At 60.4% G+C, this 12,439-nt stretch carries 7 protein-coding genes; 4 read left to right on the forward strand and 3 right to left on the reverse strand.

Annotated features, from left to right (window positions below; translation table 11 throughout):
- Window positions 1–26: 26 nt before the first annotated feature.
- Window positions 27–1,625 (forward strand): malate synthase A, encoded by a 1,599-nt coding sequence (aceB, locus tag V5B39_RS02795; RefSeq protein WP_332341286.1) that lies wholly within the window; start codon window positions 27–29, stop codon window positions 1,623–1,625.
- 4 nt (window positions 1,626–1,629) lie between these two features.
- On the opposite strand, the gene hemH is transcribed toward aceB, so the two are convergent.
- Entirely contained in the window at window positions 1,630–2,733 is a 1,104-nt protein-coding gene (gene hemH, locus V5B39_RS02800; protein ID WP_332341287.1) for a ferrochelatase, read from the reverse strand.
- Window positions 2,733–3,761: a heat-inducible transcriptional repressor HrcA gene (hrcA, locus tag V5B39_RS02805; protein ID WP_332341288.1), complete on the reverse strand. Its 1,029-nt coding sequence runs from the start codon at window positions 3,759–3,761 to the stop codon at window positions 2,733–2,735. The genes hemH and hrcA overlap by 1 nt, the downstream gene beginning before the upstream one ends.
- A gap of 74 nt (window positions 3,762–3,835) precedes the next feature.
- Here hrcA and V5B39_RS02810 point away from each other — a divergent pair, with 74 nt between their 5' ends.
- On the forward strand, window positions 3,836–4,762 hold the full coding sequence (locus V5B39_RS02810) for an NAD kinase (RefSeq protein ID WP_332341290.1): 927 nt from the start codon (window positions 3,836–3,838) through the stop codon (window positions 4,760–4,762).
- 35 nt (window positions 4,763–4,797) lie between these two features.
- On the forward strand, window positions 4,798–6,453 hold the full coding sequence (recN, locus tag V5B39_RS02815; RefSeq protein ID WP_332341291.1) for a DNA repair protein RecN: 1,656 nt from the start codon (window positions 4,798–4,800) through the stop codon (window positions 6,451–6,453).
- A 175-nt stretch (window positions 6,454–6,628) separates the two neighbouring features.
- Here the strand turns inward: recN and V5B39_RS02820 are convergent, their stop codons facing one another.
- Entirely contained in the window at window positions 6,629–6,937 is a 309-nt protein-coding gene (locus V5B39_RS02820) for a helix-turn-helix domain-containing protein (RefSeq protein WP_332341292.1), read from the reverse strand.
- Between the two features lie 825 nt (window positions 6,938–7,762).
- On the opposite strand from V5B39_RS02820, the gene gltB reads away from it, so the two are divergent.
- Window positions 7,763–12,439 (forward strand): glutamate synthase large subunit, encoded by a 4,677-nt coding sequence (gltB, locus tag V5B39_RS02825; protein ID WP_332341293.1) that lies wholly within the window; start codon window positions 7,763–7,765, stop codon window positions 12,437–12,439.

The following is a 12,439-nucleotide window of genomic DNA, read 5'->3' on the forward strand; positions in this document are numbered from 1 at the left end:
CATCACCCATCGACAGGAGTCATCACATGAGCCTCAATCTACCCGCCGGCATGCAAATCAACGCACCGATCCAACCCGGTTACGAAACCATTCTCACCCCCGAGGCGCTGGCTCTGGTCGCCAAACTGCACCGCGCTTTCGAGGGTCGCCGCCAGGAACTGCTGCAGGCGCGTGTTGCTCGCCAGGAACGGATCGACGCTGGCGAGATGCCCGACTTTCTGCCGGAAACCCGGTCCATCCGCGACGGCGACTGGAAAATTGCACCGCTGCCGAAAGCGCTTGAGCGTCGCCGTACCGAAATCACCGGCCCGGTCGAAGCCAAGATGATCATCAACGCCTACAACTCGGGTGCCGATTCGTACATGAGCGACTTCGAGGACTCGAACAGTCCGAAGTGGGACAACCAGATCCAGGGCCAGGTCAACCTCTACGAAGCCATTCGGCGCCAGTTGTCGTTCACCAACGAAGCCGGCAAGAAATATGCACTCAACGAGACCATCGCCACGCTGCAGATTCGTCCACGCGGCTGGCACCTCGACGAAAAACACGTGACCGTCGATGGTCAGCGCGTTTCCGGCGGCATCTTCGACTTCGGACTCATCTTTTTCCACAACGCCAGAGAGCAGATCGCGCGCGGTGCTGGCCCCTTCTACTATCTGCCGAAGATGGAATCGCATCTCGAAGCGCGCCTGTGGAACGATATTTTCATCATGGCGCAGGAGCACATCGGCCTGCCGCGCGGCACCATCAAGGCTACCGTGCTGGTCGAGACCATCCTCGCCACCTTCGAGATGGAGGAAATCCTCTACGAACTGCGCGAACACTCGGCCGGACTCAACGCCGGACGGTGGGACTACATCTTCTCGTGCATCAAGAAGTTCAAGAAGAACCCGGACTTCTGCCTGGCCAATCGTGGCGCAATCACCATGGAGGTTCCCTTCATGCGCAGCTACGCGCTGCAACTGGTCAAGATTTGCCACAAGCGCGGCGCGCCGGCGATGGGCGGCATGAGCGCGCTGATTCCGATCAAGAACGATCCGGTGGCCAACGAAAAGGCGCTGGCAGGCATCCGTCACGACAAGACGCGCGACGCCAATGACGGCTTCGACGGCGGTTGGGTGGCCCACCCAGGGTTGGTGGCGATCGCCGCCGAGGAGTTTCAGAAGGTGCTCGGCGATCGCCCGAACCAGTGGGAAAAGCAGCGCGACGAGACCTTCACGGCAACGGATTTCCTCAACTTCCAGCCATCGCAACCGATCACCGAAGCCGGGGTGCGCAACAACATCAACGTGGGCATTCACTACCTCGGTAGCTGGCTCGCCGGCAACGGCTGCGTGCCGATCCACAACCTGATGGAAGACGCCGCCACAGCCGAGATCTCGCGTTCGCAGGTCTGGCAATGGGTGGTTTCGCCCAAAGGCGTTCTCGATGACGGCCGCAAGGTGACCGTCGAGATGGTGCGCGGCATGATCGCCGAAGAATTGCTCAAGGTGAAAGCCACGGTCAGTGCTCAGGGAGAAGATACCGCCACCTACGATCAGGCAGCGGTCATTTTCGACAAGATGTCGCTGACACCGGAATACCCGGAGTTCCTGACCCTGCCCCTGTACGAAGCCATGGAATAGATCCTCAGGACGAGGCGCCCAGGGCGCGCGCGCGCAAGGCGCCGAGTTCACGGCTGGCCGGGTCCGGAGCACTGCGGGTCGGCCAGCCCTGCAGGTGGCTGGCGGCCAGGTCGGCGAGTGCGCGAATCCAGTCATCACGCTCGTTGAGGCAGGGGAGGTAGTGGAATTCCCTGCCGCCGGCCTGCATGAACGCACTCCGGCCTTCGATGGCGATTTCTTCGAGCGTCTCAAGGCAATCTGCCGGAAAGCCCGGGCAGATCACGTCGACCCGCTGCACGCCCTGTGTTGCCAGCGCCTTGAGGGTTGGTGCGGTATATGGCTGCAGCCATTCGGCACGGCCGAAACGCGACTGAAAGCAGACCTGGTATTGTTCCTGACCCAGACCCAATGCCTCGGCAAGCAGGCGGCCGGTCTTGTGGCACTCGCAGTGGTAGGGGTCGCCCTTGTCCAGCGTGTAGCGCGGCAGTCCATGAAAGCTCATGACCAGACGATACGATCGATCGGGCCGGGCGTGGCTGAACCAGTGCTCGCGCGCACTCGCTGCCAGTGCCGCGATGTAGCCGGGGTGATCGGCAAAATTCCTGACCGTACGTATTTCCGGCTGATTGCGCACGCGTTGCAGCCAGGTGCCAGCCGCATCGAATGCACTGGCCGTGGTGCTCGCCGAGTACTGTGGATAGAGTGGCAGCAACAGAATGCGCGTGCAGCCCTCGGCCTTGAGCCGGGAGAGCTGTTCCGGAATCGATGGCTCACCATAACGCATGGCGAAATCGACGAGGACCCGATGTCCGGCCTGCCCAAGCAAGCCACGCAGCAACTTGGCCTGACGTTCGACATGCACGCGCAGTGGCGAGCCTTCGGCAGTCCACACCGCCGCGTACTTTTCCGCCGACCGGCGCGGTCGAATATTGAGGACGATACCGTTGAGAATCAGCCACCAGACAGCGCGCGGAATCTCGACGACGCGCGGATCGGAGAGGAACTCCTTGAGGTAGCGTCGCACCGCGGTGGCCGTCGGCGCTGCCGGTGTCCCCAGGTTGATCAGCAGGACGGCGCTGTTCGCGGATGAATCGTGGCGGTAGGCCGGTTCCGGGAAATAACCTGGCATCAGTATCTGGCCTGATAGGTCAGCGCTGAAGAGAGCAATCGGGCGGTAATTTCGACGATCGGAATGACCCGCTCGTAGGCCATGCGGGTTGGACCGATGACGCCCACCGAGCCGACCACTTCACCGTCCACGGCATAAGGTGCAGTGACCACGCTGCACTCGTCAAGAGGAGCCAGTCCCGATTCGCCACCGATGAAGATTTGTACCCCTTCGGCACGCTTCGAGAGATCAAGCAGTTGCATCAGCGAGGTTTGCTGCTCGAAGAGGTTGAACAATTCGCGCAACCGTCGCATGTTCGACGAGAATTCCTCGACTTCAAGCAGGTTGCGTTCGCCTGAAATCACATAGCGGTTGTCCGATCCACGCATGGCTTCGTCACCGGCCGTCAGTGCCGCGGCCATCAGCGTCTGCAGATCGCCGCGCAGTTTCTGCAGGTCTTCCTGGAGGCGGCGACTGATCGACTCGAAATCCTGGCCGACAAAATGTTGATTCAGATAGTTGGTCGCGGCGACCAGTTCGGATGGTGTATAGGCGCGTCCAGGGAAGAGCAGGCGATTCTGCACATCGCCGTCAGAAGTGACCAGGATCAGCAGAATCCGCTTCTCTGACAAGCTGACGAACTCCATCTGACGGATCTTCGGCGTCAGACGGCGTGGCGCCAGGACGATGCCGGCAAAATGGGTCAGCCCGGACAACAAGTGCGAAGCCTTGCTGATCAATTGCGAAGGCTGCGAGGGAAGCAACTGTTCCTCGATGGCGTCGAGCTTGTCCTTTTCGAGCGGCTGGACAGTCAGCAGAGTATCGACAAAAAAACGGTAGCCGCGTGACGTGGGCACCCGCCCGGCAGAAGTATGCGGGCTGGCGATCAGACCAATTTCTTCGAGATCGGCCATGACATTACGAACGGTTGCTGCCGACAGATCGAGGCGCGAGTACCGGGACAGGGCGCGCGAGCCGACCGGTTGCCCTTCGGCAATATAGCGTTCGATCAGGGTCTTGAGGAGCGTTTTGGCGCGGTCGTCTAGCATGGGTCCGATTCTACAAAAATTCCATTGATCACGGGGTGCCGCGGAAGCAGGCGGAATTGTGGTTTAATTCGCGCATGAACAACGCCTTTCCAGAAGATTCGACCGATTGCGCGCCGCTACCCCGGACGATTGCGCTGGTCGGAAAGTACCACAGTCCGGAGATTGCCGAGTCGACTCGCCTGCTGGCCCATTACCTGCACGAACGCGGCATCACCGTATTGATCGAGGAAGAGACCGCCAGGAACGTCATCTCGCATCTGGAACTCGGGAGCTGGGCGAGCGGCAGTTTCGCGTGGCTCGGTGCCCATGCCGACATCGCCATCGTCGTCGGTGGCGACGGTACCATGCTCAATGCTGCCCGCCAACTGGCCCGTTATCGGGTGCCTCTGGTCGGTGTAAACCAGGGGCGTCTCGGCTTCATGACCGACATCGCACGTAGCGACATGCTGACTTGCATGGACGACCTTCTGGACGGCAGGTTCGTTCCGGAAACGCGCATGCTGCTCGATGCCGATGTCGTGCGTGGCGAGCGTAGTCTCGTTTCCAACCTGGCGTTGAACGATGTGGTGGTAGACAAGGGCGCGATCGGGCGGATGATCGAACTCGAATTGTTCATCGACGGCGAGTTCATTTACCACCTGCGCTCGGACGGCCTGATCGTCGCCACCTCCACCGGCTCGACGGCCTACGCGCTCTCGGCCAATGGCCCGATCCTGCATCCGCAGGTTTCTGCCATCGCCCTGGTTCCGCTCTGCCCGCACGCCCTGACCAACCGGCCAATTCTGGTCAGTGACCGCAACGAAATCGAGATCAGGATCGTGCACGCCACCGATTCGCGTGCCCACTTCGATGGCCAGGTGACGGTCGACCTCCGCAACGAGGATTCCATACGTATTCGTCGCTCCGAATATTCGATCTGTCTGTTGCATCCACCGGGTTACAGCTATTTCGCCATGCTCCGACAAAAGCTGCACTGGAGCGAGCGACCCAAGGAACATTGACCCACTGCCGTGACGACGAGACTGACGATCCCCTTATGCTCTGTCGTTTGACGATTCGCGACTTCGTGCTGGTCGACCAGCTGGAACTCGAGTTTCAGCAAGGATTTGGCGCGCTGACCGGCGAGACCGGGGCCGGCAAGTCGATTCTCGTCGACGCCCTGGCATTCGCCCTGGGTGAGCGCGCCGACGCAGGCCTCATTCGCGCCGGCAGCGAGCGTGCGGAGGTGAGTGCCGAGTTCGACCTTACGGCTTCGCCGGCGGCTGCTGCCTGGCTACAGGCGCATGATCTGGATACGCAGGGCGTCTTGCTGCTGCGTCGCGTACTGGATGCCAGCGGCCGTTCGCGTGCTTATCTGAATGGTTCGCCAGTGACCGTCCAGCAGTTGCGGGAGGTGGCCGAATCGTTGGTCGACATCCACGGGCAGCATGCGCATCAGTCGCTGCTGCGCAGCGAAGCGCAGCGCGCTCTGCTCGATTCGCATGCCCGGCTCGAACCCCTGCTCGCCGAAGTGGCCACCGCATGGCGCAACTGGCGCGCGGCCAAGACGCTGTTTGATACCGCCAGCAGTGGCAGTGAGGCCCTGGCAGCCGAGCGCGAGCAACTGGAATGGCAGGTTCGTGAACTGCAAACACTTAACTTCTCGACCGAAGAATGGCAGCTTCTGAACGAGGAGCACAAACGTTTGGGCCATGCAGCCAGTCTTCTCGAAGGGGCGCAGTTCTCCTTGCAGGTATTGGCCGAGGGCGATGCCGCTTGTGCGGCCCAGGTCGCCGCCGCGGTCAATCGCCTGGATGGGCTTTGCGAGTACGATCCGGCGCTATCCGAAATCACCGATCTGTTGCAATCTGTGCAGGCCGAACTCAGCGAAGCGGCCTCTGCCCTGCATCGTTACACCCATCGTATCGAACTTGACCCACGGCGTCTGGTGGAAGTCGAACAACGCATCGAAGCGGTCCTGGGTTGCACACGCAAATTCCGCTGTACTCCCGATGACCTGCCAGGGCTACTGGCGCGCGGGCAGGAGCGACTGAGTGTCCTGGGTGAGACTGCCGACCTCGCGGCCCTGGCGGCGCGTGCCACGGCCGCCCGTGCGCAGTATGAACAGCTCGGGCAGCGTCTATCCGGCAAACGCGCCCAGGCAGCCGAGGATCTCGGCCGAGAGGTCAGCCAGGTCATGCAACAGTTGGCGCTTTCTGGAGGCCGCTTCGAGCTTGGCTTGTTGCCGGTCACAGGCGGGAATGCTGCCGGATTTGAACAGGTCGAGTTTCGTATCGCCGGCCTGGCCGGTAGTGAACCGCGATCGCTGGCCAAGGTCGCTTCCGGTGGCGAACTCTCACGGATCAGTCTCGCCATTCAGGTGGTCACCAGTCAGGCGGCAAGCGTACCGACGCTGATCTTCGACGAGGTCGATGTCGGAATCGGTGGGGGGGTTGCCGAAGTCGTCGGTCGTTTGCTGCGCGAGTTGGGAGAGGAAAGACAGGTTCTTTGTGTGACGCACCTGCCTCAGGTTGCCGCACGCGCCAACTGGCAATGGCAGGTCAGCAAGACGACTCGGGCAGGATCGGTTCGCAGCCACGTTGCCACACTCGAAGGAGAGGCACGGGTCGAGGAAATTGCGCGCATGCTCGGCGGCATCGACATTACATCGATTACCCGCCAGCATGCCAGGGAAATGCTGAGTCTGTCGTGAATGGCCTCAAGACGAGGCCCACACGCTGGTCAGCGCAGTGGCGACCCGCCAATTGCCCGGACACTTTCAGAAACCTGCCACGTTCCCCGGATTGGCCACGGATATTCCGTCGTGCTGTCAGGCTCTGTCTCCGTGGAACAGGCCGGGGAATCTGCAGAACGCATAGAACGAACTCTCAGGCAGGCTTCTTGAGCTTGTTCTTGGCCGCCTTCTTGAGGGTCTTGAAGAGTTCCGGATCTTCCGCCTTCACGTATTCGAGAACTTCAATGTCTTCACGTTTGAGGCGCTGGATGTCGATCTGCTCGACATGGACGAGCCTGAGCAACTCACGTACCGGCTTGGGCATATTGCGGCCGCTTTCATATCGCGAACCGCCACTCTGCGTCACGCCGATCTTGGACCAGAACTGCTGCTGATTCAAACCAAGCCTGCGACGAATTTCGCGAGGATCAACCTTCTCAACGACTTTGGTGACGGTGCTCATGACTATCCTTTCTGACATTCACCCCAAGTAGACCAGCAGAAAGTCGACTTCCTGCCATACCTTCATACAATATGACTTTGGTAATGCACGACGCACTATAAGCGATTCGCCCGGAATTTTGCAAGTGGCATTGCCATAGAACATCAGGCTAACGGTCATGACTTTTCCGGGCACCCCCGATCATGAAAGTCATGACCGTTTCCCTCTCCCCCAACCCTCCCACGGCCCGCGCTGCATCGCGGGCTGGCTACGGCGGCGCGGAGCAGTGCTCCGCGAAACCCCGCCTTCGCCCCCGCGAGGGGGAGGGAGATTCGTGAGTCGCTGACGCGACTTTCACATTAATGATGATCGGCTTGTCAGAAGCGCATAACCAAAGGATGCCATCGGAGGTGCGGCGGTGGATCAGGCCGCCTGTTGATGTTTGTCCTGGAGACGGTTCTGTTTCAGCCGCTTTCTGCGTTTCCAGCCAAGCTCCCGGCGCTGTGCTGACGATCGTCTTTCCTGCGGTGATGGCTTGCCGCAGGGGGTATTGAAACTGAAGCGCGAACGATTCTGTTATTAGGCATGAATTTTGCTTATTTTTTAGCTTGCGACGCTGATCGCTTGGACAGCCTTGCAAGAGCATCGGGCGCCTCTTTTCGGTGCCAGAGAGACGAGTTCGTGCACTTCCTTGGTGCGGCGCAGCATCTTGAATGGTTGGGCTATTCAGGGTATAGTCGCCAGTCCCCGTGAGTGACCCGGACGATCGGCTTAGCGCCGGACGCCGTGACGTTCCAGTCAGGGCTTGACCGGGTAATGTCTTTGTTTTTTGAGGATTCGAGTGTGATGAATGCGGCCATACCTGAAGGGCAGGGGCTTTACGACCCGGCCAACGAGCACGATGCCTGCGGCGTCGGTTTTGTAGCGCACATCCGGGGCAAGAAGAGTCACTCGATCATCGAGCAGGGCCTGCTGATTCTGAAGAATCTCGATCACCGCGGCGCGGTGGGCGCCGACCCGCTGATGGGAGACGGCGCCGGGATCCTGATCCAGATTCCGGACGGCTTGTTTCGTGAGGAGATGGCCAGGCAGGGTATCTTGCTTCCGCAACCCGGCGACTATGGCGTAGGGATGGTGTTTCTGCCCAAGGAGTCTGCTTCGCGCCTGGCCTGTCAGGAAGCAATCGAGCGTGCCGTCCGTTCGGAGCACCAGATCGTTCTGGGTTGGCGCGATGTGCCGGTCGACCACGCCCTGCCGATGTCACCGACGGTGCGTGCCAGGGAACCGGTGATTCGCCAGATCTTCGTTGGTCGTGGATCGGACATCATGGTCACCGACGCACTCGAGCGCAAGCTTTACGTGATCCGCCGCAGCGCGGCCAACGCCATTCAGGCGCTCGGGCTGAAGCACAGCAAGGAGTTCTACCAGCCGTCGATGTCGGCGCGGACGATCGTTTACAAGGGTTTGCTGCTCGCCCACCAGGTCGGCGAGTACTACACCGACCTCAAGGACCCGCGTTGCATTTCGGCGATGGCGCTGGCTCACCAGCGTTTCTCGACGAATACCTTTCCGACCTGGCAACTCGCCCATCCGTTCCGGATGATTGCGCACAACGGCGAGATCAATACCCTGCGCGGCAATTACAATTGGATGCGCGCGCGTGAGAAGGGGACTTCATCGCCGCTGCTTGGCGCCGATCTGGAAAAGATCTGGCCACTGATTTATCCGGGGCAGTCCGATTCTGCCTCCTTCGACAATGCGCTCGAGCTATTGGTGATGGGCGGTTATTCGCTCGCGCACGCGATGATGATGCTGATTCCCGAAGCCTGGGAATCGCACACGCTGATGGACGAGAGGCGGGGAGCATTCTACAAGTACCATGCGGCCATGATCGAGCCCTGGGATGGCCCGGCAGCCGTGGCCTTCACCGATGGGCGCCAGATCGGCGCCACCCTTGACCGTAACGGCCTGCGTCCGGCCCGTTACCTGGTCACCGACGACGATCTGGTCGTGATGGCGTCGGAGGCCGGTGTGCTGCCGATTCCCGAGGAGCGGATTGTCAAGAAGTGGCGCCTGCAACCAGGCAAGATGTTTCTCATCGATCTCGACCAGGGACGCATCATCAACGATGCGGAACTGAAGGATACGCTGGCGCTGACCAAGCCTTATCAGGATTGGCTGAGCCGCATCAACATCAAGCTCGACGACCTGCCCGTGCCGAAGAACGTTGCGCCGAGTGCCTGTTCGGTCCCTTTGCTCGACCGTCAGCAGGCCTTCGGTTATAGTCAGGAAGACCTCAAATTCATTCTCGAGCCGATGGCCACCTCGGGTGAAGAGGCCACCGGCTCGATGGGCAATGATTCGCCGCTGGCCGTTCTGTCGAATCGCAGCAAGCCACTGTTCAACTATTTTCGACAGTTGTTCGCACAGGTTACCAATCCACCAATCGACCCGATCCGCGAGCAACTGGTGATGTCGCTGGTGTCCTTCATCGGCCCCAAGCCGAACCTGCTCGGGATCAACGAAATCAATCCGCCGTATCGTCTTGAAGTCGCGCAGCCGGTTCTCGATTTCGACAACATGGCAAAGTTACGCCGTATTGCGACCTACACTGGCAACAAGTTCCACTCCGCCGAGCTCGACATCTGCTATCCGCTGGCCTGGGGTCACGAAGGCGTCGAGGCCCGGCTGGCGTCGCTGTGCGCCGAAGCCGAGGATCATGTGCACAAGGGATCGAGCATCCTCATCGTCTCGGATCGCCGGGTCGACGCGACGCATGTTGCAATCCCGGCGCTGCTGGCGACTTCGGCGGTGCATCACCATCTGGTGACCAAGGGGTTGCGTACCAGGGTCGGCCTGGTAGTCGAAACCGGCGCTGCGCGCGAGACGCATCATTTTGCCTTGCTGGCCGGTTACGGGGCGGAAGCGGTGCACCCCTATCTGGCTCTTGAAACCCTGCAGCAGATCGCCGGTGGCGATGCCGAGAAAGGTGATAAGGCCATCAGGCATTTCATCAAGGGCGTCGGCAAGGGTCTGCTCAAGGTCATGTCCAAGATGGGCATCTCGACCTATATGTCCTATACTGGGGCACAGATCTTCGAAGCCATTGGTCTGCAGAAGAAGATGGTCGACAAGTATTTCACCGGCACGTCGACGCAGGTGGAAGGAATCGGTGTCTTCGAAGTCATGGAGGAGGCGATTCGCCTGCACAAACAAGCTTTTGGTGACGACCCGGTGTTGGCGACCATGCTCGATGCCGGTGGTGAATACGCTTATCGCGTGCGCGGCGAAGAGCACATGTGGACACCGGATGCGATCGCCAAGCTGCAACATGCCACGCGTACAGGCAAGTACGAGACCTACAGGGAATACGCGCAACTGATCAATGACCAGACGCGGCGCCACATGACGCTACGTGGACTGTTCGAGTTGAAGCCCGCCGGTGCGCCGGTGCCGCTTGATGAAGTCGAGCCGGCCAAGGAAATCGTCAAGCGTTTTGCCACCGGAGCGATGTCGCTCGGGTCGATTTCAACCGAAGCCCACAGCACCCTGGCGATTGCCATGAACCGCCTCGGCGGCAAGTCGAATACCGGCGAGGGTGGCGAGGATCCGGCACGCTTCAAAATGCTCAAAGGCAATGAAAAGGTTTCCGATGTGGTCGGCAGGACGCGCATCGAACGCGACTATCAGTTGCAGCCTGGCGACAGCCTGCGCTCGGCGATCAAGCAGGTTGCTTCCGGGCGTTTCGGGGTGACGACCGAGTATCTGGTCAACGCCGACCAAATCCAGATCAAGATGGCGCAGGGTGCCAAGCCGGGTGAAGGAGGGCAGTTGCCAGGTCACAAGGTGTCCGAATACATCGGCTACCTCCGCCACTCGGTGCCCGGTGTCGGACTCATTTCGCCACCACCGCATCACGACATCTACTCGATCGAAGACTTGGCGCAGCTCATTCACGATCTGAAGAACACCAACTCCAGGGCCTCGATCAGCGTCAAACTGGTCTCCGAAATCGGTGTCGGTACGGTTGCGGCCGGCGTGACCAAGGCCAAGGCCGACCATCTGGTGATCGCCGGCCATGACGGCGGCACAGGCGCCAGCCCGCAATCGTCGATCAAGCACGCGGGTTCGCCATGGGAGCTGGGTCTTGCCGAGACCCAGCAGACGCTGGTGCTCAACTGCCTGCGTGGGCGTGTTCGGGTACAGGTTGACGGGCAGATGAAAACCGGGCGTGATGTCCTGATCGGTGCGCTGCTCGGCGCCGACGAGTTTGGTTTCGCGACGGCGCCGCTCGTCGTCGAAGGTTGCATCATGATGCGCAAATGTCACCTCAACACCTGTCCAGTGGGTGTGGCCACGCAGGATCCGGTGCTGCGCCGCCGGTTTTCCGGTCAGCCCGAACATGTCGTCAATTACTTCTTCTTTGTCGCCGAGGAAGTGCGCGAACTGATGGCACAGCTCGGCATTCGCAGTTTCAACGAGTTGATCGGCCGCAGTGATCTGCTCGACATGCAAAAGGGGATCAGTCACTGGAAGGCACAGGGGCTTGACTACAGCCGTATTTTTCACCGCCCGGAAAACCCAACCGGCGCACCAGTATTTCAGTGCGAACAACAGGATCACGGTCTGGCAAAGGCGCTCGATAATCAGCTGATTACACTCGCCCAACCGGCTCTGGATCATCGCGAGAAAGTTAGGATCGACCTGCCGTTGCGCAACATCAATCGAACCGTCGGGGCGATGTTGTCCGGTCGAGTGGCGGAGATCTACGGGCACGCCGGATTGCCCGACGGCACCATCGAGATTCATTTCACCGGTACCGCCGGGCAGACCTTCGGTGCCTTCTTGGCGCGCGGAGTGACCCTGGACCTGATTGGTGAAGCCAATGACTACGTCGGCAAAGGTTTGTCGGGTGGACGGATCATTGTCCGTCCGAGTGCCGGTTTCCGTGGTGAGACGATGCACAACATCATCGTGGGCAATACCGTCCTTTATGGCGCGATCGAGGGCGAGGCGTTCTTTGCCGGTGTCGCCGGCGAGCGCTTTGCTGTTCGCAACTCGGGGGCCACCGCCGTCGTCGAGGGAGTTGGTGACCATGGCTGCGAGTACATGACCGGTGGTACCGTCGTCGTGCTCGGCATGACCGGCCGCAACTTTGCGGCGGGCATGTCCGGTGGCGTGGCTTACGTGCTTGATGAAGAAGGGAGCTTCGAGTCGCGCTGCAATATGGCGCAGGTGTCGCTGGAGCCGGTCGAGGAGGAACTGGTGGCCCGCCAGGTCAGCGACGCCGGCGATGATCTCGAGGGTCACGGCAAAGTGGATGTACGCCATCTCGGGGTAATCGACGAAGTGCTGCTCAAGGGACTGATCGACAAACACTATCGGTATACCGGCAGCCGGCAGGCGCTGCGATTGCTCAATGACTGGGAGCGGTGTCGCAGACGCTTCGTGAAGATCATGCCACATGAGTACCGTCGGGTGCTCAGCGAACTGGCAGCGCAAAAGCAATTGGAGGCAGCATAA

Source organism: Accumulibacter sp., assembly GCF_036625275.1.
Taxonomy (GTDB): Bacteria; Pseudomonadota; Gammaproteobacteria; order Burkholderiales; family Rhodocyclaceae; genus Accumulibacter.